General features: G+C 62.6%; 22 protein-coding genes. 11 read left to right on the forward strand and 11 right to left on the reverse strand.

All coding sequences use genetic code 11. From position 1 onward, the window contains the following. Positions 1-63: 63 nt before the first annotated feature. The 3 genes from ggt to ACE1EY_RS10110 are packed head-to-tail and all read left to right on the forward strand — an operon-like array spanning position 64 to position 3,532. Positions 64-1,722, forward strand: a complete 1,659-nt coding sequence (gene ggt, locus ACE1EY_RS10100) for a gamma-glutamyltransferase (protein WP_370300117.1) — start codon at positions 64-66, stop codon at positions 1,720-1,722. A 17-nt stretch (positions 1,723-1,739) separates the two neighbouring features. Continuing rightward, on the forward strand, positions 1,740-2,531 hold the full coding sequence (locus ACE1EY_RS10105) for an ion transporter (RefSeq protein ID WP_291513417.1): 792 nt from the start codon (positions 1,740-1,742) through the stop codon (positions 2,529-2,531). Further along, on the forward strand, positions 2,528-3,532 hold the full coding sequence (locus tag ACE1EY_RS10110; RefSeq protein ID WP_370300118.1) for a hypothetical protein: 1,005 nt from the start codon (positions 2,528-2,530) through the stop codon (positions 3,530-3,532). Before ACE1EY_RS10105 ends, ACE1EY_RS10110 begins: the two co-directional genes overlap by 4 nt. Here the strand turns inward: ACE1EY_RS10110 and rimI are convergent. The 7 genes from rimI to ilvN form a co-directional block, all read right to left on the reverse strand. Beyond that, positions 3,522-3,953, reverse strand: coding sequence for a ribosomal protein S18-alanine N-acetyltransferase (rimI, locus tag ACE1EY_RS10115; protein WP_291513415.1), 432 nt, complete (start codon positions 3,951-3,953; stop codon positions 3,522-3,524). The genes ACE1EY_RS10110 and rimI overlap by 11 nt on opposite strands. 38 nt (positions 3,954-3,991) lie before the next feature. Further along, complete coding sequence (locus ACE1EY_RS10120; RefSeq protein ID WP_291513414.1) at positions 3,992-4,834, reverse strand: uracil-DNA glycosylase; 843 nt, start codon at positions 4,832-4,834, stop codon at positions 3,992-3,994. Between the two features lie 8 nt (positions 4,835-4,842). Continuing rightward, positions 4,843-6,537, reverse strand: coding sequence for a 2-isopropylmalate synthase (gene leuA, locus ACE1EY_RS10125; RefSeq protein ID WP_370300121.1), 1,695 nt, complete (start codon positions 6,535-6,537; stop codon positions 4,843-4,845). A 281-nt stretch (positions 6,538-6,818) separates the two neighbouring features. Continuing rightward, a complete protein-coding gene (locus ACE1EY_RS10130) occupies positions 6,819-7,637 on the reverse strand; it encodes a phosphatidylcholine/phosphatidylserine synthase (protein WP_291513413.1) in 819 nt (272 codons plus the stop codon). Further along, positions 7,634-8,272 carry a hypothetical protein gene (locus tag ACE1EY_RS10135; protein ID WP_370300122.1) on the reverse strand — a complete coding sequence of 213 codons (639 nt, stop codon included), beginning with the start codon at positions 8,270-8,272 and terminating at the stop codon, positions 7,634-7,636. The genes ACE1EY_RS10130 and ACE1EY_RS10135 overlap by 4 nt, the downstream gene beginning before the upstream one ends. 51 nt (positions 8,273-8,323) lie before the next feature. After that, entirely contained in the window at positions 8,324-9,337 is a 1,014-nt protein-coding gene (gene ilvC, locus ACE1EY_RS10140) for a ketol-acid reductoisomerase (RefSeq protein WP_291513421.1), read from the reverse strand. 40 nt (positions 9,338-9,377) lie between these two features. Continuing rightward, the gene (ilvN, locus tag ACE1EY_RS10145; protein ID WP_291513411.1) at positions 9,378-9,884 is read right to left on the reverse strand and encodes an acetolactate synthase small subunit; all 507 of its coding nucleotides are present in this window, start codon (positions 9,882-9,884) and stop codon (positions 9,378-9,380) included. Between the two features lie 138 nt (positions 9,885-10,022). Between ilvN and ilvB the strand changes: the two genes are divergently transcribed. Next, positions 10,023-11,855: a biosynthetic-type acetolactate synthase large subunit gene (gene ilvB, locus ACE1EY_RS10150; RefSeq protein WP_370300123.1), complete on the forward strand. Its 1,833-nt coding sequence runs from the start codon at positions 10,023-10,025 to the stop codon at positions 11,853-11,855. A 37-nt stretch (positions 11,856-11,892) separates the two neighbouring features. Continuing rightward, complete coding sequence (locus tag ACE1EY_RS10155) at positions 11,893-13,281, forward strand: penicillin-binding protein activator (RefSeq protein WP_291513409.1); 1,389 nt, start codon at positions 11,893-11,895, stop codon at positions 13,279-13,281. Positions 13,282-13,341: 60 nt separating this feature from the next. On the opposite strand, the gene ACE1EY_RS10160 is transcribed toward ACE1EY_RS10155, so the two are convergent. Then, positions 13,342-13,593, reverse strand: a complete 252-nt coding sequence (locus ACE1EY_RS10160) for a helix-hairpin-helix domain-containing protein (protein WP_291513408.1) — start codon at positions 13,591-13,593, stop codon at positions 13,342-13,344. A 224-nt stretch (positions 13,594-13,817) separates the two neighbouring features. Here ACE1EY_RS10160 and pilB point away from each other — a divergent pair, with 224 nt between their 5' ends. From pilB to ACE1EY_RS10190, 6 genes are all read left to right on the forward strand, one after another. Then, a complete protein-coding gene (gene pilB / locus ACE1EY_RS10165) occupies positions 13,818-15,545 on the forward strand; it encodes a type IV-A pilus assembly ATPase PilB (protein WP_291513407.1) in 1,728 nt (575 codons plus the stop codon). 23 nt (positions 15,546-15,568) lie between these two features. Further along, positions 15,569-16,786, forward strand: a complete 1,218-nt coding sequence (locus ACE1EY_RS10170) for a type II secretion system F family protein (protein ID WP_291513406.1) — start codon at positions 15,569-15,571, stop codon at positions 16,784-16,786. A gap of 34 nt (positions 16,787-16,820) precedes the next feature. Then, complete coding sequence (locus tag ACE1EY_RS10175; protein WP_370300124.1) at positions 16,821-17,687, forward strand: A24 family peptidase; 867 nt, start codon at positions 16,821-16,823, stop codon at positions 17,685-17,687. A 4-nt stretch (positions 17,688-17,691) separates the two neighbouring features. After that, positions 17,692-18,294, forward strand: a complete 603-nt coding sequence (gene coaE, locus ACE1EY_RS10180) for a dephospho-CoA kinase (RefSeq protein ID WP_291513404.1) — start codon at positions 17,692-17,694, stop codon at positions 18,292-18,294. Positions 18,295-18,345: 51 nt separating this feature from the next. Beyond that, complete coding sequence (zapD, locus tag ACE1EY_RS10185) at positions 18,346-19,134, forward strand: cell division protein ZapD (RefSeq protein WP_291513403.1); 789 nt, start codon at positions 18,346-18,348, stop codon at positions 19,132-19,134. 106 nt (positions 19,135-19,240) lie between these two features. Continuing rightward, positions 19,241-19,423: a DNA gyrase inhibitor YacG gene (locus tag ACE1EY_RS10190; protein ID WP_291513402.1), complete on the forward strand. Its 183-nt coding sequence runs from the start codon at positions 19,241-19,243 to the stop codon at positions 19,421-19,423. 4 nt (positions 19,424-19,427) lie between these two features. Here the strand turns inward: ACE1EY_RS10190 and ACE1EY_RS10195 are convergent, their stop codons facing one another. From ACE1EY_RS10195 to secA, 3 genes are read right to left on the reverse strand one after another with little or no spacing between them, the layout of a single operon-like run. Further along, positions 19,428-20,354, reverse strand: coding sequence for a Nudix family hydrolase (locus ACE1EY_RS10195; protein ID WP_291513401.1), 927 nt, complete (start codon positions 20,352-20,354; stop codon positions 19,428-19,430). Continuing rightward, a complete protein-coding gene (argJ, locus tag ACE1EY_RS10200; RefSeq protein ID WP_291513400.1) occupies positions 20,351-21,565 on the reverse strand; it encodes a bifunctional glutamate N-acetyltransferase/amino-acid acetyltransferase ArgJ in 1,215 nt (404 codons plus the stop codon). The genes ACE1EY_RS10195 and argJ overlap by 4 nt, the downstream gene beginning before the upstream one ends. A gap of 4 nt (positions 21,566-21,569) precedes the next feature. Then, positions 21,570-24,347, reverse strand: a complete 2,778-nt coding sequence (gene secA, locus ACE1EY_RS10205) for a preprotein translocase subunit SecA (protein ID WP_291513399.1) — start codon at positions 24,345-24,347, stop codon at positions 21,570-21,572. Between the last annotated feature and the right edge of the window lie 52 nt (positions 24,348-24,399).

Raw genomic sequence — 24,399 nt, forward strand, 5'->3', positions numbered from 1 at the left:
TGACGAACCGTCTAGCCTGCGCTGATGCGAATCATCCTACTCCTGAGTGCTTGCTGCCTAATCATGACCAGCCTTCCCGTATCTGGCGGTGACCGCGTGACCGGCCAAGCCTTCGCGACTCGATCCGAGGTCATCGCCCGTCACGGCATGGCGGCAACCAGCCAGCCGCTGGTCACCCAGATTGCCCTGGACGTGCTCAAGGCGGGCGGCAACGCCGTTGATGCCGCCATCGCCGCCAACGCCGCCCAGGGGCTGATGGAACCGGTCGGCAACGGCATCGGCGGCGATTTGTTCGCCATCGTTTGGGATGCCGAATCGCAGGCCTTGTACGGATTGAATGCCAGCGGCCGGTCACCACGATCACTCTCCTTGCAATGGTTCGCCGATCAAGGTTACGAGACGATACCGTCCTATGGGCCGCTGCCGGTTTCAGTGCCCGGCTGCGTCGATGGCTGGTTCGAATTGCATGCACGCTTCGGCTCGCGTCCCATGGCCGAGTTGCTGGACCCCGCCATTCGCTACGCACGCGAGGGATTCCCGGTGACCGAACTGATCGCGTATTACTGGGACCGCTCGGTGCCGCGGCTATCGCAGTTCCCCGGATTCACCAAACAGTTCACCGTGGACGGCCGCGCCCCACGCAAGGGTGAGATATGGCGAAACCCCTTTCTCGCCAACACGCTGGCGCGAATCGTCGGCGGCGGCCGCGATGCTTTCTACGAGGGTGCCGTCGCCAAGACCATCGCAGATTACGTCCAGGCACAGGGCGGTTTTCTTAGCGAGGCCGATCTGGCCGCGCACACATCCGAATGGGTGGAGCCGGTGTCCACCGACTACCGCGGTTACCGGGTGTGGGAGCTGCCGCCGAATACCCAGGGCGTCGCCGCGCTGCAAATGCTCAACATTCTCGAAGGTTTCGATCTGGCGGCTGCGGGTTTCGGCAGCCCCGACCACCTGCACTGGTTCACCGAGGCCAAGAAACTCGCCTTTGAGGATCGTGCGCGGTACTACACCGACCCTGATTTCGCCGACATTCCGCTGGAGCGTTTGCTGAGCAAGTCGTATGCGGCGGAGCAACGCGCCCGCATCGACAAGGGCAAGGCGGCCAAGGCCTACCCCGACCCGGCCAGCCTGCAGTCCGGAGACACCATCTACCTGACGGTCGCGGACGAAGCCGGCAACATGGTCTCGCTGATTCAGTCCAACTACCGCGGGATGGGCAGCGGCATGACGCCACCTGGCCTGGGGTTCATCCTCCAGAATCGGGGTGAACTGTTCGCGCTCGACCCCACGCACGCCAATCGTTTCGAGCCCGGCAAGCGGCCATTTCATACGATCATCCCGGCGTTCATCACCCATGACGGCGCGCCTTGGGTCAGCTTCGGGCTGATGGGCGGCGCAATGCAACCGCAAGGCCACGTTCAGATCGTGACCAACCTGATCGATTTCGGCATGAACCTGCAGGAAGCCGGCGACGCTCCGCGCATCTACCACGAGGGTAGCTCCAGCCCGACCGGGCCGGTGATGTCCGACGGTGGCCAGCTTTATCTGGAATCGGGCTTTGACTATTCCACCGTGCGCGCCTTGATGGGACGCGGGCATCGCATCGGTTCGGCGCGCGGGCCCTATGGCGGTTACCAGGCGATCCTGCGCGACCCCGAGTCCGGGGTTTATTTCGGCGCATCGGAATCCCGGAAGGACGGCCAAGCGGCCGGCTACTAGGCCCGCCGCCCGCAACGATGGCATTTTCATCGGCCAAGGATCCGGACCACCGCATCAGCCTGATCGACTGGCTGATGCTGTTGCTCGCCGTGGTGTCGATCGGGCTACTGGCCTACGAGACGTGGTGGGAGACCAGCGAAGCAACCCGCGAGATGATCATCGCGGCCGATGTCACGATTTGCGCCGTATTCGCCGCGGAGTTCATCTGGCGATGGCGCGCCTACGGCTTCAGTCGCCGCTTCATCATCGTGAACTGGTACGAGATCCTCGGGATGATTCCGGTTTCGCACCCGGCGATACGCGGGTTTCGCCTGTTTCGCGTCATCCGCATCATCATTCTGCTGTCCCGCTTCGGCATGGCGGCCGACCGCGCTTTCGGCGAAACCTTTACGCATAACCTGCTCAACCGGTTCCGACAGGCGATCGTGAACCTGATCGGCGGCGCGGTGACGGTTTATGTGCTCGATGAGGTTTCTGGTGTGCTCGACAAGGGCACGTACACCCGCAATGTCGCGCGCGCCCTGGAAAAGCACACGGACGATATCGAACGCGCCGTCCGTGAATCGTTGTACGCAGACCCCAGCCTTGGCCGGCTACGGCGCCTGCCATTCTTCGACGGCATCGTCTCGACCAGTACGCAGGTCACCCAGCGCGTGATCATCGAATTCCTGCAAAACGAGCACACCGACCGGTTGGTCGCGGATATCCTCAAGGAGAACATCGAGCAAATCCGCATGACCGTCCGGGCCCGCGAAGACCAGCGCGAACTGGACCGTCGCGCCGGTCTGGACCAGCACAAGACCTCTTGAAACCGAGCCTGCCTGCGGCTGGATTGGCGGCATTGGCGATCACCGCGGCAATGCTATGGACGCTACCCGAGCGCGATGAACCAGACAGCGCGGTCGCGGTCAGCCCCGCGCTGCGCGCCGGCAGTGACCAGGCGCGGTCTCAGCAAGCGGCCCCACCCGGCCCGGAGCCGGACGGGGCAGACGTCGCGACCGAACCCGACAGGACACCCTCGCACGCTCAGGCCTGGCCGCTTTACCAGCGTCGGCAAGCCAGCGAGGATTTGTTTGCGCTGGCGCAATCCATCCACGAGAACGCGGCGGCCGGTGATGCGGCATCTATGTGGACGCTAGGGCAGATCTACGACGCCTGCGAGCTACTGGCCGTGAAGTACGGAACCGCCGCAACCCTGGACAGCGCGCGTCAGAGCATCGATGTCGTCACGGCCGCCATGCCACCGCAGGCCGCGCGTTACCACCGCAGACAGTTCGATCGATGCCGCGGGTTTGTCGAGCACCCAGACCAGTTGGAGAACGCCGAAATCTGGCAGACCCTGGCAGCCGAAGCCGGGCATCCTGCCGCTCAGCTGCGCGCCTGGGTCGACCGACGCCTTGATGCGGATCTCGGCCCGTCGAGCCTGCCCCGCGTCGCGAGCCTGGTCGAGTCGGGGCAACCAGACGCCTTGTTGCTGGCGCCAAGATTGCTGCGCCTGGACACACAGGAGGCCGAGCCCACGGCCTCCGCCATCAACGAAACCGCATGGGCGCTCGCTGCCTGCCAGCTGGGCGTGGATTGCAGCGACCAGGGAGAGATTACGCAGATTCGATGCATCTGGGACGCCTGCGCTCCTGGCGACGATGTGGTCACCGTGCTCCAGGGGCAGGTCAGCCCGTATGTGTTCCAGCAGGCACGGGATCAGGCAACGCGACTGGCCGTGGCCATCCGGCAGGGGCGTCTGGACGATGCCGGATTGGTGCATCTGCGGATCAACTCATCCGCCAGCGGTGACGCGATTACGCAGTAGGCTCCCAGGCGAGCATCACCGCGTCCTCGCGTCCGTCGGCGGCCGGGTAGTAATTCGGCCGCCGGCCGATTTCGGAGAAACCGAATTGTTGGTAGAGAGCCAGCGCAGCGGCATTGGTCGGCCGCACTTCCAGATACACAATCGATAATTCCGCCGTCGCCGCGATCTCCAGCAGATGCGCAACGAGCTGCCGCCCACAGCCCGCACGCTGCATCAACGGGTCGACACAGACATTGAGGATGTGTCCTTCCCCTGCAGCCATGGACATCATGGCGTAGCCGTCGATGCGGCCAGCCAAGCTGACCGCGACCCAACTGCTGTAACCGACGCGCAGACAATCGTCGAAGATACCGGCTGTCCATGGGAACTCGTAGGCAGCCTGATCAATGGCGGCCACGCGCGGAATGTCACTGGGATGCATGGGGCGAATCTGCCACCTGGCATCTACCGCAACGGCGTTCACGCAAGCTCCGCGAGCAGGGCGCGAATACGCTTGAGATCCTCCCAACCCTTGCGCTTCTCCCGCGGCTGACGCAGATAGTAGGCGGGGTGGTAGGTCACGATCACTGGCGTGCCGCTGGCGCCGTGGACGTGCGAGCCTTGCCGCATGCGTCCCACCGGGCCGTCCTCGCCGAGCAGGCCCGATGCCGCGACCTGACCCAGGGCCACGATGAGTTTGGGCTGGATCAGGGCAATCTGCGCCTCAAGGTAGCCGCGACAGGCTTCGGCCTCGACTGCATGCGGCTTGCGGTTGCCCGGCGGCCGACATTTGACAACATTGGCGATATAGACCGTCGCCTGCCTGGAGTGGCCGATGGCGGCGAGCATGCGATCCAGCAGCTGGCCCGCGGCGCCAACAAAGGGTTCGCCACGCTGGTCCTCCTGCTCGCCCGGACCCTCGCCGACCAGCATCAGATCAGCTCGCTGCACGCCGACGCCGAAGACGGTTTGCGTGCGCGTCTCGTGCAGGGCGCAGGCGGTGCAGCGCGCGACCTGTTCGCGCAAGGGTTCCCACTGCGTCGCGATCGGTTCCCTGTCCTCGCGGGGAGGCGGCGCGGCCTCAGGCACCGGCACGGGATCCGCGGCGACGACGGCCGACGCCACCGCGGATGGGGTGTCTGCGAGGACTGCGTCATCACCAGCCGGAGGCGACGGTGCCGCCTCCGATGGTGATTCGACTGGGGGTGATTCGGTCCGTGGCAACTCGGCCGATGGCGATTCAATCGGCGCCTGATGATCACGGCGGACCCACTCGGTGAGCCCCATTAGACTGAGGTATTCCGATCGCCGAGCGGGATCCATGCGCGCGCTCAGGCCGCCGAACGATCGGCGCGCCGCGCCTGCAAGGCCCGGTTCACGCCGGACAGAATCGCCGTAAGCGATGCGGTGACGATGTTCCCGTTGATGCCCACGCCGAACAAGGCCTTGCCGTTTCCGAGCTTCATTTCGATGTAGGTCGCAGCACGTGCATCGGCACCACCGCCAATGGCGTGCTCGTGGTAGTCGACCACGGTCACCGGCTCGCCCAGCTCATCCGACAAGGCGCTGACAAAGGCTTCGATGGGTCCTCGTCCCGTAGCCGCCAGCGCTCTGGTCTGGCCGTTGATATTCACCTGCACACGCAGATCGACGTGGCCGGATGACGATTCTTCGACCAGATGGTGCGAGACATAGCTGTAGGCCCCCTGCTCGCCCAAGTATTCGCCGTCGAAGATCTCCCAGAGCTCGGCTGCCGTGACTTCCTGCCCGGTCGCGTCGGTCACCGTCTGCACGACACCGCTGAACTCGATCTGCAGCCGCCGCGGGAGATCCAGGCCGTGTTCGCGCTCCAGCAGGTAGGCGACGCCCCCCTTGCCCGACTGCGAATTGACGCGAATCACCGCTTCGTAGGAACGCCCCACATCCATCGGATCAATCGGCAGGTAGGGCATGTCCCACAGCTCGTCCGGCTGCCGCGCGGAGAACGCTTTCTTGATTGCATCCTGGTGCGAGCCAGAGAACGAGGTATAGACCAGCTCGCCAACATAGGGATGGCGCGGGTGTACCGGCAGCTGGTTGCAGTACTCCACGCGGTTGCGAATGGAATCGATGTCCGAAAAATTCAGCCCGGGATGCACGCCGTCGGTGTAGAGATTCAGCGCCAGGTTCACGATGTCGACGTTGCCGGTGCGCTCGCCGTTGCCGAACAGGCAACCTTCAACCCGCTCGATGCCCGCCATCATCGCGAATTCGGCGGCGGCTGTGCCAGTGCCGCGGTCGTTGTGCGGATGCACCGACAGGATCACTGAATCGCGGCGCTGCAAATGCCGCGATGTCCACTCGATCATGTCCGCGAAGATATTCGGCGTGGACCGCTCCACCGTGGACGGCAGATTGACAATGCACTTGTGCGCTGGTGTAGAACCCAATGTCTCGACCACCGCATCAATGATGTCGCGTGAAAACTCCAGTTCGGTGCCGGAGTACATTTCCGGCGAGTACTGGTAGGTCCACTCGGTGTCAGGTCGCGCCTCGGCGAGTTCGCGAATCAGCCGAGCGTGGGTCACGGCCAGATCGATCACCTCTGCGCAGTCCATGTTGAACACCACGCGGCGCATGACCGGCGCGGTCGCGTTGTAGAAATGAACAATGGCACGCGGCGCCCCTTCCAGAGCCTCGAACGTGCGCCGGATCAGCGGTTCACGCGATTGCGTCAGCACCTGAATGGTGACGTCCTCGGGTATCCGGTTCTGCTCGATCAGTTCGCGGACGAAATCGAAGTCCGCCTGCGATGCGGAAGGAAACCCGACCTCGATCTGCTTGAAGCCAATCGACACCAGCAACTCGAACATTTCGAGCTTGCGCTCGGGATTCATCGGTTCGATCAGAGCCTGGTTGCCGTCACGCAAATCCACGCTACACCAGGTCGGCGGTGCAGAAATGATCTGATCTGGCCAGGTTCGGTCGCTCAGGCCGACGGCTGGAAACGGTCTGTATTTGGTCTGCGGGTCTGAAATCATCGTCATGATGACCTCCTCAATTCGGGAGCAAGGCTGTCGCCCTGTTGCGCTGCATGATGCGCCGCCCGCCGCGACGGGTCCAAGTGACGCCGGCTGCGGCAGGTACGTTCTGGGTGTTTGGCGGGTGTGCGGCCGCCGTCCGCATCGTCGTTATCTGCCCGAGGGCAGAAGTCGGAGCGCAAGCAGAAGCCGTGCGGTCGCCGAACGGCGCGCACTGAGCGCATCAAGTTGCAGGATGCTTGGCTTCATAGAAGCGACTATAACGGCACGGCAGCGAGGATCAAGTCTCACTGGGGATCATCGGCCGGCGACGACCCCGCTTCAACACTGTGCCGCTTGCGGCGACGCCGCAGCAAGGTGATGACCGGACCGGAGACCATGTACACCAGGAACACAGAGAACGCGACCTTGGGCGGGTCGAAGGAGACGAGCACGAACAACCCGACAATCGCCACGATATAGATAAACGGCACGCGCTCCTTCAGGTTCAGGTCTTTGAAGCTGTAGTAACGCACGTTGCTGATCATCAGCAGCGCGGCCATGATCGTCAGCACGAAGGCGGTGATCGCGACAAATGGGGACTCGCCAGAGATACCCATTTCGGCGCAAACCCAGACAAAACCGGCGGTGACACCGGCTGCGGATGGACTCGGCAGTCCGAAGAAATACCCCTTGCCCCCGGACAGATGCGCCGACACGTTGAAGCGTGCCAGCCTTAACGCGGCGCAGGCGGTGTAGACGAATGCACCCAGCCAGGCCAGCTTGCCGCCATAGGGGATCGCCCCTGCCAACGAGTGCAAGGTGTAGATGTAGATCACTACGCCGGAGGCCAGCCCGAAGGTGACCATGTCCGACAGCGAATCGTATTCCTTGCCGAAATCCGTCTGTGTGTTGGTTAGCCGTGCCACCCGCCCATCAAGCGTGTCGGCGACCATCGCGGCGAAGATCGCCATCGCGGCCGGCACGAATTCGCCCCGCAACGAGGCAACGATGGCGTAGAAGCCACCGAACAGGGTCGCCGTGGTGAACAGGTTCGGCAGCAGGTAGATGCCGCGGCGGCGCGGCGGGCTGGGCTCGGTGTCTGCGGATTCGCCGGTTGCGCTCATGCGATGGCCTCCTCTTCGGCTGGCTTGCGCTTGAGTATCGCCAACACATCGGTCCCAGCGCGAACCGACTGACCCGGACAGACCTTGGCGCGTGAAGACTCGTCGATGTAGACATCGATGGAACGGGCCAGTCTGCGCAAACCACAGCGACGGCCGTGACCCACGCGCTCACCGACCGGCACCAGGCAAGGACGTTGCCCCAGCAGCCCGCCGCGTCCGGCGGCAATCAGCACGTCGTCGCCCTCGTCCGACTGAATCCATGAGACATGCGTGCTGGTATCGACGTGTTCAGACCGTGGTTCGCGCAGCTTGCCCTCGATCGGCGCACGCAGGCTGTAAGCGCCCAGCGCCGCTGGCTTGATCCGAAAGCGCAATGCGTTGCGATCCAGAAACTCGTCGCGGACCAGTTCAACGGACGTGACCGTACCGTCCACTGGCGCCACGACCGCCAGGGGCACGGAACACAGAATGCGGTCGGAGTCATAAAAATAACCCAGCCCGAACAGAATGACTGCCGACAGGCTGGCACCGATCAGCCAATGCTGTTCGTGCACCGCCAGCCATACGCACAGCACGAGGCCGGCGACGATAAGCCAGCCTTCATGAGGGATATGGAGAAAGGTGCGGACGCGCATGGCGACAAGAGAAAACAACACCGGCGGGAAGACCCGCCGGTGCGTCAGACTCTAGTTCTTGGTCTTGTCGACCAACTGGTTGGCCGCAATCCACGGCATCATGCCACGCAGTTTCGCCCCGACCGCTTCGATCGGATGCTCGGCACTGCGCCGCGCAGTCGCCTTGAGCACCGTGCTGCCGTTGCGAGTTTCGTTAATGAATTCGCGTGCAAACTCGCCCTTCTGGATCTCCGACAGAATCTTGCGCATCTCGGCTTTGGTTTCGTCGGTGATGACACGCGGGCCGCGCGTGATATCGCCGTACTCGGCCGTGTTGGAGATCGAGTAGCGCATGTTGGCGATGCCGCCTTCGTACATAAGATCGACGATCAGTTTCAATTCGTGCAGGCACTCGAAGTAAGCCATTTCGGGCTCGTAACCCGCCTCGACCAGTGTCTCGAAACCAGCTTCGACCAGTGCCGAGGCTCCACCGCAAAGCACGGCCTGCTCGCCGAACAGGTCGGTTTCGGTCTCTTCACGGAAGGTCGTCTCGATGATGCCCGAGCGACCGCCGCCGATTGCGGAGGCATAGGCCAGCGCAACGTCTTTGGCCGTGCCGGTGGCATCCTGCTGCACACAGATCAGGCAGGGCACGCCGCCACCGTTGGCGTAATGCGACCGTACGGTGTGACCAGGACCCTTCGGCGCAATCATGATCACGTCGAGATCAGAACGCGGCTCGATCAGCCCGAAATGGATGTTGAAACCGTGGGCAAACGCCAGCGCAGCGCCGTCTTTGATGTTGTCGACCACCGCCTCGTAAAGTGCCTGCTGGTGCTCGTCGGGGACCAACAGCATGATCACGTCGGCGCCCTGCACCGCATCCACCGGCGCCTTGACGGTCAGTCCGGCCGCTTCCGCCTTCTTCCAAGAGCCGGAGCCCTCGCGCAGGCCGACGGTGACGCTCACGCCGCTGTCGTGCAGGTTCAACGCATGCGCATGGCCTTGCGAGCCATACCCCAGAATCGCCACCTGCTTGCCCTGGATAAGGGACAGGTCAGCGTCCTTGTCGTAGTAGACATTCAATGCCACGAGGTCTCTCCGGTGTTTCTTGAAGGGAAGGGGCTCAGGCAGTGTGCCGGAGCGCCAGAATCTGATCGCCGCTGGCAATCGCCGCCACGCCGCTGCGGACGACTTCGTGAATTTCCACGAACTCACGCAACTCGCGCAGGAAGTCGTCGACATCCATGCCGGATCCGGTCATCTCGATAACGCGCAAACCGTCCGCCTGATCGACGACCTCGGCTCGGTACCGCTCCAGCAATTCGGTCATGCGGTCCTTGGATGTGACGACGTAGCGCACCTTGACCAGCAACAGCTCGCGCTCGACATGGCCGCGCCGGGTCAGCTCGACTCGGTCCACCACATCGATCAGTTTCGAGATCTGCTTGTTGATCTGGTTAATGACCTGATCGGTACCCGTGGTGACCAGCGTCAGCCGCGACACCGCAGGATCATCGGTCGCTGCGACCGACAGTGATTCGATGTTGTAACCACGCGACGAAAACAGGCCAGCGACGCGCGCGAGCGCCCCGGATTCGTTCTGCAGCAGGATCGAAATGATGTGTCGCAAGGCGACGGCCCGATTTTAAAGAGTCGCGCACGGTAATCAGGCCGTCCGGGAAAATCAAGCAGATCCGGCACAAGAATGCTGCACCGCAACTTAGCGTCCGATAAACTGAGCGGTTCCACTTAGGAACGCACCGACCCGATGATGAGCGCCACCGTGACCCCTGCCGACACCGAACTGCGACGCGAACCCGAAACCCTATCCGGGTCGGACATGATTGTCCGTGTCCTGGCCGAGCAGGGCGTCGACGTCATTTTCGGCTACTCGGGTGGCGCCATCTTGCCGACCTACGACGCCGTGTTTCGTTACAACGAGGCACACAGCGACAGCATGCCACTAATCGTTCCCGCCAATGAGCAGGGGGCCGGCTTCATGGCCGCCGGCTATGCCCGCGCCTCCGGCAAGGTGGGTGTGGCGATGGTGACGTCCGGGCCCGGCGCGACCAACTGCGTCACCCCTGTGCGCGATTGCATGGCGGACTCGATCCCGATCGTCGTGATCTGTGGCCAGGTGCCTACCGCGGCCATCGGTACCGATGGGTTTCAGGAAGCGCCTGTCACCAACATCATGGGCAACTGTGCCAAACACGTGTTTCTGGTGACGGAACCGGAGCGGCTCGAAGCAACCGTGCGTACCGCGTTTGCGATCGCCAGCACCGGCCGGCCCGGCCCGGTCGTGATCGACGTACCCAAGGATGTCCAGAACTGGACCGGCCCGTACCGCGGCGCGGGCGAGCTACCCATCCCCGGGTATCGGCAACGCATCCGCGCGCTGGAAACGGCAGCGCTGTCCGAACGCCGCTGCGAGGAGTTCTACGCGTTGCTGGCACAGGCCGAACGGCCGTTGATCTATGCCGGTGGCGGCGTGGTCTCCAGCGACGCCGCGCCGGTGATGCGCGAATTTGCCGACCGCTACGGCATTCCAGTCGTGACCACATTAATGGGCCTGGGCGCCTACGACACGACGCAGCCCAAGTCCCTGCACATGCTTGGCATGCACGGCACGGCCTACGCAAATTACGCGGTGGATGATTGCGATTTTCTGATCACGCTGGGTGCACGCTTTGACGACCGCGTGGCCGGCGTACCCGACCGGTTCGCGCCAAACGCGAAGCACATCGCCCACTTCGACATCGATGCATCCGAGATTGGCAAGGTCAAGCCCGTGCACTGGCATCACGTCGGCCGACTGCTACCGGCCTTACAGGCGCTGCTGGAGTTTGGATGCGCACAGCAAGTGCAAACCGACTTCAGTGACTGGCAGGCACACGTCGCCGGCCTGAAGACCACCTATGCCATGAACTACGACCGCGACAGCACGCAGATTCAGCCCTATGCCGTGCTCGAGGCGATCAACCGGCTCACCGGCGGTGACGCCGTAATCGCCACTGGCGTGGGCCAGCATCAGATGTGGGCAGCGCAGTATTTCGACTTTCGCGAGCCTCGGCTATGGCTCACATCCGGCTCGATGGGCACCATGGGATTTGGGCTGCCCGCCGCGATCGGTGCACAGTTCGCCCAACCCAACAAGCTCGTGATCGACATTGACGGCGACGCGAGCATTCGGATGAATCTCGGCGAACTGGAGACCGTGACCACCTACGATCTGCCGGTGAAAATCGTCGTGCTGAACAACTTCGGCGACGGCATGGTCAAGCAGTGGCAGAAGCTCTTCTTCAAGGGGCGTTTCGCGTTCTCCGACAAGTCGCTGCACAAAAAAGACTTCGTCAAGGCGGCCGAGGCCGATGGCTTCCCATGGGCGCGCCGGCTGGACGCCGTCGAGGACATCGACGCCGTCGTGAAATCGTTTGTCGAGTTCGATGGACCGGCGTTTCTTGAGGTCATCATCGATCCGGAAGCCGGCGTTTACCCGATGGTCGGCCCAGGCATGAGCTATAGCGAAATGATCACGGGCGACCACATCCCTTCGCGGCATGCACCCACGGAGCAAGCGGATCAGTCGGAGATGTTCTAGCCGGGCCACCCGTGTCGCGGCGGCCTGCCTGCTGGTCTTGGCAGGGGCCGCCGCTGTTCAGGCCACGGCGCAGGGCGACAATGCCGCCTACCGTCTCGCCAGCGCCCGGACACTCGAGAACCGCGGCCAGGTCACGGCTGCCATTGTCGAACGCCTTTGGGCCGATCAGGCGTTGCGTCGCATCGATCAACGAGACCATAACCAACACCAGATCTGGCGCTTGCTGCAACGCCTCCCCAGCACGGCGTTGACCACGCCTCCGGCGGCGGCGCCGTGGACCGCCCAGGGTTGGTGGGAGTTGGCGCGTACGCATCGGGCGTCGGTGGCGTCACAGTGGGAGTTGAGCCATGCGCTGGAAGCCTGGGCGCATCGCTACTCCGATCATCCCGCGCGTGACTCGGTACTCCGCACACTGCAAGTCGATTTGCCAACGCGAACGGTCCAGCCATATGCCGGCCCGAGCCGGGCCGTGCGCCCCAGGCGCGTCGCAGTTGTCGTGCCGACGTCTGGGCCACTGGGCGATGCCGGCCAAGCGCTGGTCGACGGTCTTCTCGACGCGGCCAGCCGCCAGCCGAACCTCGGCGTGCAGCTGTTCGACAGCGCGGCCTCCGACAGCCTCGCGGCCTATCAGGCGGCAGCACGCCATGCGCCGGATCTGATCATCGGCCCGCTGGACAAGTCTAGTGTCGAGGCCTTGTCGCGGCAGGGGCGTCTGTCCGTTCCCACCCTCGCCCTGAACTATGGCCCCCGTAGTGCATGGGGCGCGGCCAATCTGTGGCAATTCGGGCTCGCACCGGAAGACGATGCAGCGGCCGCAGCGGCGCACGCGCTGCGCGCCGGCTATCGCCGCGCTGCGATCTTGTTCGCCGATGATGATTGGGGGCGCCGCGTGGGCCTCGGCTTTCTCGAGACCTACGAGGCCCAGGGAGGCGAAATCGTCGAACAAGCAAGCTTTCCCGCGAGCAGTCAGGATCTGCAGGCCGCCGTACAGTACCTGTTGCGGCCGGAGTCCCCAGCCCCCCTATGGCAGGACACGCGCAGGGGGCGACTCGCCGGCTCGCGACGAGTCGATGCACTGTTTCTGGCCGCAAAGTCACGCGACGCACGACTGCTAGTGCCGCTGTTGCGCTTTCACCATGCGGTCGATTTACCGGTTTACGCACCGGATGCCGCGCTGGATGCCCGCCGCAATCAGGAGGCGCTGAACGATTTGCGCGGCGTGCTGCTATGCGGGCCTCGGGACGGACGCGGCGACGGCGGACCATTCGCCCAATTCAACGCCTTGGGGCGCGATGCATTCTCGGTCGCCACACAATTGCCCGAGCTGAGCGCAGGCCAGGCCATCGACGGCGACACGGGACGACTGACGCTATCAACCGGCGGGCACATCCGCCGTCAGGCGACGTGCCGACCGCTTCGACCATAGACCATGCATCGCAGACCCAATGGACAGAGGACGGCCGGCCCGCCCTCTGTCCAGCCCGACTCACTTCAGCAGAATGTTGTCGACATTCTTCGCGTAGGTCTTGTCGCCAATCCCCTTCACGGTCTTGAGTTCATCCGCCGACTTGAACGCCCCGTGGTCCTTGCGATGCTGGACAATCCGCTGCGCGGTCACCGGACCTACACCATCCAATTCCTTCGCCAGTGTCGCGGCGTCCGCAGTATTGATGTTCACCGGTCCGGCGAAGCTCAGGGCTGAATAGAGAACAGTGATCAGAAAAACGATAGATTTCATTGGTTTTCCCTCATTCGGTTTCAATGGATGAGCCTGTGGTGCTCACCCAGGAATTACGTAGAGAAAACCAAAACCCGGACGCGATTGGCTAACCGCTCGTCGGCTTTGCGGGTTAGTGGATAACCGATCAAGCCCGATGATGGAGTCTTCGGATTCATTTGGTCTGGGCGTGCCCATGATCTAACATCGCCAGACACGGCACTGCGCCGGCTTGGGAGGACAAGGTGACAGCTGGAGATCAGACCATCCAAATCGGATATATCGGCGGTCTAGCGCGCCGACTGATCAATGAAGGGCTGCTGTCGGAATCCGTAGCGCGCGATGCGCAGGCGCGAGCGGCCAAAGAGCGTGTGGCGCTGGTGCATTGGGTGGTCACACAAAACATGGCTTCCGCGCTGGATGTCGGCATGGCCGCAAGCCGTGAGTTCGGCCTGTCGTTGCTCGATCTCAATGCGATGAACATGGAATACGCGCCGATCAGTGATGTCAGCGAATCGCTGATCCGCAAGCATCGTGCCCTGCCGCTGTTCAAACGTGGCAAGCGCTTGTACGTCGCGACCTCGGACCCGACCAACCTGCAGGGTCTGGACGAGATCAAGTTCAATACGGGGCTGGCTACCGAGCCGGTGCTGGTCGAGGACGACAAGCTCGGCAATTTCATCGACTCCGCCCTCAGCGCCATCGAAGCGGCGTCGCTGGATGTCGGCGACGAAGACCTTGAGAACATCGACCTCGACGATGGCGAAGACTCCAAGGAAGCCGACGACATCACACGTGCGGACACCGAGTCCGCGCCGGTCGTGCGCTTCGTCAACAAGATCCTGCTCGATGCGATCAATCGCGGCGCCTCTGATGTGCATTTCGAACCGTACGAAAAGAAGTACCGGATTCGCTATCGCCAGGACGGCATTCTCCAGGAGGTTGCAACGCCCCCTGTGCAGATGGGAATGCGACTGGCGGCTCGCCTGAAGGTGATGTCGAGGATGGACCTGGCCGAGCGGCGGGTCCCGCAGGACGGCCGCATCAAGCTGAACCTGTCGAAGACCAAAGCCATCGACTTTCGCGTGAACACCTGCCCAACACTGTTCGGCGAAAAGATCGTGCTGCGTATTCTCGACCCCACCAGCGCCCAGCTCGGTATCGACGCGCTGGGTTACGAGCCGGAGCAGAAGGAGCTTTACCAGAAGTTCCTGAACAAACCCTACGGAATGATTCTGGTCACCGGGCCGACGGGCAGCGGCAAGACCGTCTCGCTTTACACCGGCTTGAACATCCTCAATACGGCGGACCGGAATATCTCCACCGCAGAAGACCCCGCGGAAATTAATCTCCCCGGCGTCAACCAGGTGAACGTCAACCCCAAGGTCGGACTCACCTTCGCCTCGGCCCTGAAGGCTTTTCTGCGTCAAGACCCCGACATCATCATGGTCGGTGAGATACGCGACCTCGAAACTGCGGAAATCGCGATCAAGGCGGCACAGACGGGCCATCTGGTGCTGTCAACACTGCATACGAACGACGCACCCCAGACCTTGACCCGCATGCTCAACATGGGGGTTCCGGCCTACAACATCGCGTCCTCCGTTTCGCTGATCATCGCCCAGCGGCTTGCACGCCGCCTGTGCAAGCAGTGCAAACAGCCGATCGACATTCCACGCGAAGAACTGCTCAAGGAAGGGTTTGTGGAAGACGATCTGGAAAATCTGACGCTTTACGACGCCAAGGGTTGCGACACCTGCAGCGGCACCGGGTACAAGGGCCGGGTCGGCATTTACCAGGTAATGCCGGTTAACGAGGACATGGGGCGCGCCATCATGGAAGGCTCCAACGCCATGGAACTGGCCCAGCTGGCGAAGCAGCAAGGCATTCAAGACCTCCGTCGTTCCGCCCTGCAAAAGGTTCTGCAGGGCGTGACGAGTCTGGTCGAAGTCAACCGTGTGACGGTCGACTAGAACCCACCACAAGAATCTAGACCATGGCAAAAGCGGCCGTTAAAGAAGCCACCTTTCTCTGGCAGGGCACCAACCGTGAAGGCTCACGGGTCAAGGGCCAGATGCAGTCGTTCAACGACTCGCTGGTCAAGGTGCAACTGCGCAAGCAAGGCATTAATCCGATCAGTGTGCGGAAGAAATCCGATCTGTTCGGCAAGCGGAAGAAGAAAATCACGGCCGGGGATATCGCTGTCTTTTCCCGCCAGATGGCGACGATGATGCAAGCCGGCGTGCCGCTTGTCCAAGCACTGGACATTGTGGGCAAAGGCCACGAAAACCCATCCATGGGCGGAATGATCAGCGAGATTCGAACGGAGATCGAGGGCGGCTCGACCTTTGCGGAGGCCCTGTCCAAGCAGCCGAAACATTTCGACGATTTGTTTGTAAATCTGGTCGATGCAGGCGAGCGCTCCGGCGCGCTGGAAGCCTTGCTGGACAAGATCGCCACCTATAAGGAGAAGACCGAGGCAATCAAGAAGAAGGTCAAGAAAGCCCTCACATATCCGGCGGCGGTCGTCGTCGTGGCCTTCATTGTCACCGGCATCCTGCTCTACTTCGTCGTCCCGCAATTCAAGGAGCTGTTTGTTGGCTTTGGCGCCGATCTACCGGCCTTCACCAACCTCGTGATCAGATTGTCCGAGTTCGTACAGGCGAAGTGGTGGCTGATTCTAGGGATCATCATCGCCGCCGGGTTTGCTCATGCCCAATGCCATCGCCGCTTCCGCGGATACCGTCGAATGCAGGACCGTATCCTGCTCAGGCTACCCGTCGTTGGCGACATTCTGGACAAGTCAGCAACTGCCCGATTCGCGCGCACACTGTCGACCATGTTCGCCGCCGGAGTACCGCTGGTCGACGCCCTGGATTCGGTTTCCCGGGCCGCCGGCAACATCGTGTACGAAGAAGCTGTGCAGCAGATGAAGGACCAGGTCGCAACGGGGCAACAGCTGCAGGTGAGCATGGCGCAGGTCGGTGTGTTCCCCAGCATGGCAGTGCAGATGGTCGCGATTGGTGAGGAATCCGGCGCGCTGGATTCGATGTGCGCGAAGGTCGCCGACTTCTATGAGGACGAAGTCGATAACCTCGTCGACAACCTCTCCAGCCTGCTAGAACCGTTGATCATGGCGGTGCTTGGCGTGCTGGTCGGCGGGTTGGTGGTCGCGATGTACCTGCCCATCTTCAAGCTTGGTTCGGTCGTCTAGTCGCGCACCCAACGCTTTTCCAACGGATTTTCACGTGATTGAACTGTTGCAGACGTCGCTGCCGCTGTGGACGGCCACAGCCGTGGTGATCGGACTGCTGGTCGGCAGCTTTCTCAATGTCGTCATCCACCGTCTGCCGCGGATGCTGCAGCAGGGCTGGCAACGCGAATGCCGTCTTCTGTTGGAACTTCCGGACCAACCGTCTGAATCGAAACCAGAGTCGTTGGTTTTTCCAGGCTCGCGTTGTCCGGCCTGCCGCGCCGACATTCGTTGGTACGACAACATCCCGGTGCTCAGCTTTTTGCGGCTCAAGGGCCGATGCCGGCAGTGCAGCACCAAGATCGGCTGGCGCTACCCGCTCGTCGAAGCAATCACCGCGCTATTGACCGGCGTGGTCGCGTGGCAGCTGGGGTTCGGTTTGTTCGGCGCTGCCGCGATTGCCCTGACCTGGGCGTTGGTCGCATTGTCGACCATCGACTTTGATCACCAGTTGCTTCCGGACAACATCACGCTGCCCGCGCTATGGGCCGGCCTGCTACTCAGTGTGCTGGGCGGCCCGGTGTCCCCTGCGGACGCGGTGATCGGCGCGGCGGTGGGCTATCTGTCGCTATGGTTGGTGTTTCACGGTTTTCGCCTGATCACCGGCCAGGAAGGCATGGGGTACGGCGATTTCAAGCTGCTTGCCGTGTTCGGTGCCTGGCTAGGTTGGCAAGCGCTCCCTCTCATCATCTTGCTGTCATCCGTGGTCGGCGCCCTCGTCGGCGGCGGACTGATCGCCAGTGGCGCTCTGCGCCGCGACCAGCCCATGCCCTTCGGCCCATACATTGCTGCGGCGGGTTGGATCGCCATGCTCTGGGGCGACGCCATCATTCAGGGCTATTTTTCATTCGCCGGACTGTAGCGCCTTGATCTGGACAGTCGGGCTGACCGGCGGTATTGCCAGCGGGAAATCCGCGGCCAGCCGCGTGTTCGAGTCGCTGGGTATCCCCGTACTCGACGCCGATCAAACCGCGCGAGACGTGGTGGCGCCCGGCACCCCTGCCCTGGAACGCATCGTGCAAACCTTCGGACAGGAGATACTGACCCCGGATGGCGCGCTGGACCGTGCCGGCCTGCGACGCATGGTCTTCAACAACGCGTCCCAAAGGCAGGCGCTGGAGGCGATTGTCCATCCCGCGGTCCGACAGGCCATGCAGCAATGGCGGGCATCGCAGAACGCAGCCTACTGCGTTCTCGCCATCCCGCTGCTCGTCGAATCCGGGCTGACGACGATGACCGATCGCGTGCTGGTCATTGACGTGGACGAAGCCATTCAGCGCCAACGCCTGATGGCGCGTGACCAGATCGATGCGGCACTCGCGGAGCGGATGATCCGGTCACAAATCACACGGCAGGATCGTCTGGCGGCGGCTGACGACGTCGTCGAGAACCATGCGGGCCTGGCGGAACTGGAGTCTGAAATTCAGGATCTGCACCGGCGCTACCTAAGTCTCAGTCGGGGTGAATGAGCAATTGCTGTTGATGTCGTTACAATGCCGTTTCGCAGCGGGGCGCAGTGCATGATGGGACCGATAACGTCCTCCGACACAATCTGGTTCGAACAGCCACTCAATGAACGGGTGCGGACCTACCTGCGCCTGGAATTCTTGTTCAAGCGTCTGCGACATCACCGAGCGGATGCCAGCTATTGGGGCCGCCGCGCCGCGGTGGGGGCGTTGCTGGACATCTTTCTGCTGCTCGGACGCAGCGACCTCAAAGGTGACATCACCAAGGAACTGGGCGAACAGCACGCTCACCTGCGACGGCTTGAAGCGCAACCCGGCGTCAATGACGATCGGCTAAGCGACGTGCTCCAGCGCATCGATCAGGCGGTCCTTGCGATCCAGGGACTATCCAGCCAGTTCGCTGGAGCTGCGCTGCGCAACAACGATTTTCTGGTGAGCATCGCCAACCGCATCGCCATACCCGGCGGAACCACTGGCTTTGACCTACCCAATTTCGAGCTCTGGTTACGTCGGCCTCTGGAAGAGTCAGAATGCGATCTCAACGCTTGGTGCTCCGACATTGGCGCGTTCGAACGAGCCATTGAGCTCGACCTGGATCTGATTCGCGCCAGCGCGGACCCGAAATCAGTGATGGCGCGCGAGGGCATCCATGTCCAATCGCTGGAGGGCCCCCGCCAGATGCTGCGCATCGGTGTCCCTGCCGATTGCCGAGCCCACCCAGAGATCAGCGCCGGCAAACATCGGTTCACCGTGCGCTTCATGGAAACCCGTGAGACCAGCAGCCGCAGCCATCAGGTGCGAACCGATGTCGAGTTCCAGTTAGCCTGCTGCGGAATCGGCTAAGCGCCCGCAATCGAAGTCGCTCGATGATGCATTGTCAGACCCTCGCCGCCACCGTTGCCACTCCCCGCAACACGGTCCGATCGTGGATGCAGCGGGGAGCCGCCTAATGGCGGAGCCCGCACGACTGGTCCGCTGTCCGCACTGTGGGCAGCGCGCAAAGGCCACACAGGAGAACCCTTGGCGTCCATTCTGCAGCCGCCGCTGCAAGCTGATCGATCTCGGCGCCTGGTTCGAAGAAGAGCACCGCATCGCTGGCGACTCGGAGCGGTCGTTCGATCGCGAAGACTAGGCTGTCAGGACCAGAATCCGCGAATGCCCGCCACGCCTGTTGCGCCTGCCCAACGGGCGACTGTCAGGTCTGATGGCGCCAGCCCGCCGATGGCGTAGCAAGGCTGCCCCCTGGCGTCAGCAAGCTGCCTGAAGTATTGCCAGCCTATCCCCGGCCGGTCCGGGTGTGTCGGGGTTGCGCGAAGATTGCCGATCACCAATGCATCAGCGCCCCACGTCATCGCCGCGTCACAGTCGTCTGCCTCGTGACAGGACGCGATACACCAGCGCGCCCAAACCGGCCGTTCCGGGCGTGCCTCGGCGCGAACCTGCCGCGCTGGCGCGTGCCAGCTCAAGGCACCGGCCGGCAGATCGGCATCCCAATTCACGTGAGGTCGGTCGACAACCAGATGCGGTCCGTCGACACGCCACAGATCAAGTACAAGTGCACGGTAGGCAGCATCGCTCAAGGACGGAAGCCGCAGGCGCACCATCGCCTCGAAATCCAGTTGTGAGCATCGCGCCTTCAGACCGGCCATCGAGACATCAGGCGGCGTCACCGCGTAGAGCGCAGGCATTTCCAGCGCCTTGATGATCGGTCGATCGGCCTCCAGCAGACCCGCCGCGGACAGCTCGCACACATCCACCCAGCGCACTGCCTGGCCTTCCAGTCCGGTGGGGTCGGCGCTCCAGGCATCGACCAACCAGGTATCCAGCAACACTTCGCGATCCGGGTAGCGATGCCGCAATCGGATCAATCGCTGGCAGTGCTTCAGGTGAATGCCGAGTTCCTCTACGAGTTCCCGGCGTAACGCTGCCTGAATCGATTCGCCCGGCTCGCATTTACCGCCGGGGAACTCCCATTGACCCGCACCCGGCTTGCCCTCGCGCCTCTGGCTGATCAACACCTGACGACCGCGCCTCAGCACGCCGACGGCGATATGCAGGCTCACGTCCGATATTCGGCGTTGATCCGCACGTAGTCGTGGCCAAGATCGCAGGTCCAAATCGTGGCCTCGCCTGCTCCGCGACCCAGATCGACGGTGACGGTAAAGGCTTCCTGCTGCATCGCAGCGGAGGCCAAGGATTCCTGATAGCCCGGCGCGGGTTCGCCGCCAGCGAGGACATCAATGTCATCAATCGCCAGATCGACGCCCTCGATCCGCAGACCTTCGAGGCCACTGCGGCCGACGGCCGCCAGCACCCGGCCCCAGTTCGGATCACTGGCGAACCAGGCCGTCTTGACCAGCGGAGAATGCGCAATGGTGAAGGCCACGGTCCGCGCTTCTTCCCGCGTCCTCGCGCCCCGGATACGAATGGTGACGAACTTGCTTGCGCCTTCACCGTCGCGAACCATCGCTTGCGCCAAGTGCTGGCACACCTCGATGATGGCCTCACGACAGGCGCGGTACGCTGGCGTACCCACGTCGATTTGTGGACCCTGCCCGGTAGCGGCCATGGCGCAAGCATCATTGGTCGATGTATCGCCATCGACGGTGATGCAGTGGAAACTCGCGTGAATCGCCTGACCGAGGATCTGATCGAGCGCGGCCTGCGACAACGGCGCATCGGTGGCGACAAAGGCAAGCATGGTCGCCATGTCCGGCCGGATCATTCCTGCGCCTTTGCCGATCCCCGTCACCGTGTAGCGAGCGTCGGGCAGGTCGATTGTTCGACTCATACCCTTGGGCACGGAATCAGTCGTCATGATCGCCTGGGCCGTTGTCAGCCAGGCATCCGCCGTCAGCGCATCACATAACGCGGGCACGGCTGCCTCAATCCGCTCCACCGGCAACGGCTCACCTATGACCCCGGTGGAGAACGGCCAGACCTCGTCAACATCGCAGGACAAGGTCTCAGCCACCGCCTGACAGCTCCGCTGGGCGGCCTGCACGCCTGGCGCACCGGTACCCGCGTTGGCATTCCCGCTGTTGATGACCCAGGCGCGCGACTGCGCGGTACGGCCGCGATGCTCCCGGCAAATCTTCACCGGAGCGGCGGCGAACGCGTTGTTGGTCAGCGCCACAGCCGTCCTTGCGCCCGGCGCCAATTCAATCATGGCCAGATCGTGGCGGCCCTGGTAACGAATACCCGCGGCGACGCTGCCCAGGCGCACGCCCGGAACAGCCGACAACGCCTCCGGTGCTATCAGACCAACGGCCAAGCGGTCAGGCCACCTGCCCGTGGCATTGCTTGTACTTCTTGCCCGATCCGCAGGGACACGGCTCGTTGCGCCCAATCTTGCGCTCGCCACGCGCGAAGGTCTCCGGCTGCGGAGGGAGCGCGGGCCGCTGACTCGGGCCGGCCTGGATTCTGCGTCCGGGTGCGGATGCCTCCGGCTCCGGTGCCTGTTCACCGCCTGCCAGGGCGCTGCTGGCCTCAGCATGGCTGGCCTCACCACGGGCCTGCAACGCTTCGGCCTGAGCCCGCCGCTGCGCCTCAACGGCTTCCACATCCGATTCAGCCTGCACGCGGACCTTCGACAGCGTTGCCACCACCTCATGCTTGAGACGAGCCAGCAAGTCATTGAACAGCTGGAATGCTTCGCGCTTGTATTCCTGCTTGGGATCACGCTGCGCATACGCGCGCAGGTTGATGCCCTGGCGCAAATAGTCCATGGCGGCGAGATGCTCGCGCCATAGGCGATCGAGTGTTTGCAGCATCACCGCCTTTTCGAAATGCTGAATCACGCTCTCACCTGCACGCTGTTTCTTGTCGGCGTATGAGGTTTCCAGCAACTCGTTCACCCTGCGGCGCACGCCGACATCATCCAGCGACGTGTCGGCTTCCAGCCATTGGACAATGTCTTCATCCAGACCGAACTCCGCACGCAAGGCTTCGCTCAAGCCCTTGGTGTCCCATAGTTCTTCCGGAGACCCTGGCGGCAAGTAAGCCTGAACGACGCCGGCGACCACATCCGGCCGAATCGTATCGATTAGACCGGAGACCTCTTCGGCTTCCATCAGATCATTGCGTTGCGCGTAAATCACCTTGCGCTGATCGTTCGCTACGTTGTCGTATTCCAGCAAATGCTTGCGAATATCGAAGTTGTGCGACTCGACCTTACGCTGCGCCGTTTCGATCGAACGTGAGACCCAGCGATGCTCGATCGCCTCGCCTTCTTCCATACCCAGGCGCTGCAACATGGCGCGCATTCTGGGCGGCGTGAAGATACGCATCAGCGTGTCTTCCAGCGACAGGTAGAACCGAGTCAGCCCGGGGTCACCTTGCCGACCTGACCGTCCACGCAACTGGTTGTCAATACGGCGTGATTCATGCCGCTCGGAACCGATCACGTGCAAGCCACCGGAAGCGATCACGGCATCATGCCGAGTCTGCCAGTCAGCCTGCACCGCCGCGCGTGCATCAGCGTCGTCTTCTGAAATCACCGACAGCTCGGCATCCAGGCTGCCGCCGAGCACGATGTCAGTTCCACGCCCCGCCATGTTCGTAGCGATGGTCACTGCGCCAGGCCGGCCGGCCTGGGCAATGATCTCCGCCTCGCGCTCGTGCTGCTTGGCGTTCAATACCTCGTGGCTGACCTTGCGCTCGGTTAGCAGCTGATGCAGCAGTTCGGAGGTCTCAATCGATGCCGTACCGACCAGGACCGGTGCCCCTTTTTCCTGCGCCGCGGTGATGTCATCGACGATAGCGTTGAATTTCTCACGCGCCGTCATGAACACGAGGTCGCCGAGATCCTGTCGCTGCGTCGGCTTGTTGGTCGGTATGACCACGACTTCCAGGCTATAGATCTGCTGGAATTCGAAGGCTTCGGTATCGGCCGTGCCTGTCATGCCGGCCAGCTTGTCGTAAAGCCGGAAATAATTCTGGAAGGTGATGGACGCGAGCGTCTGGTTCTCGCGTTGGATCGCGACCCCTTCCTTGGCTTCGATCGCCTGGTGCAGACCATCGGACCAACGACGACCGGGCATCGTTCGACCGGTGAATTCGTCAACGATCACCACATCACCGCCGCGCACGATGTAGTCCACGTCGCGCTTGAACAGGTACCGCGCCCGTAACGCCGCATTCAGGTGATGCATCAGCACGATATTCTGTGCGTCGTAAAGGCTCTCGCCTTCAGCCAGCAAGCCGGCCGCTGACAGCAGCTGTTCCACCCGCTCATGTCCGTCTTCGGTCAGGTGAACCTGCTTGCCCTTTTCATCGACGGAAAAGTCGCCCGGACCGTCCTCTTCTTCCTGCGCAACCAGATTGGGAACGACGGAGTTGATCTTCTGATAAAGGCTCGGGTCATCATCCGTCGGACCGGAGATGATCAACGGCGTCCGCGCTTCATCGATCAGGATCGAGTCGACCTCATCCACCACGGCAAAATGCAACCCGCGCTGCACCTTGTCCTCGGCAGAGAACGCCATGTTGTCACGCAGGTAATCGAAGCCGAACTCGTTGTTCGTGCCGTAGGTGATATCGGCGGCATAGCCGGCGCGCTTCTCGTCCGGGGTCTGGCCAGAGAGCACGACGCCGACGCTCAGGCCCATGAAGCGATAAAGCCGCCCCATCCACTCGGCATCGCGGCTGGCCAGATAATCGTTGACGGTGATGATGTGCACGCCCTTGCCGGTCAACGCATTGGCGTAGGTCGCCAGCGTCGCGACCAGGGTCTTGCCCTCACCGGTACGCATCTCGGCGATCTTGCCGTCATGCAGCACGGCACCGCCGATGACCTGGACGTCGAAATGACGCATGCCCAGCGTGCGCTTCGCCGCCTCCCGAATCACCGCGAAGGCTTCCGGGAGCAAAGCGTCCAGTGACTCGCCCTGGTTCAGACGACCGCGGAACTCCGTGGTCTTGGCTTGCAGCGCAGCGTCATCCAGCGTGGAGATACTGCTCTCCAGCGCATTGACCTGATCCGCAAATTTGCGTTTCCGATTTAAAACGCGCTGGTTCCGGCTACCGATTAGCCGGCTGAAGAAGGTATTCGCCATGGGTCAGAAATGGGGCCTGCGAACCGGGAATCAACGTCCACATCGATTGATG

The organism is Abyssibacter sp., assembly GCF_964229365.1.
Classification (GTDB): domain Bacteria; phylum Pseudomonadota; class Gammaproteobacteria; order Nevskiales; family OUC007; genus Abyssibacter.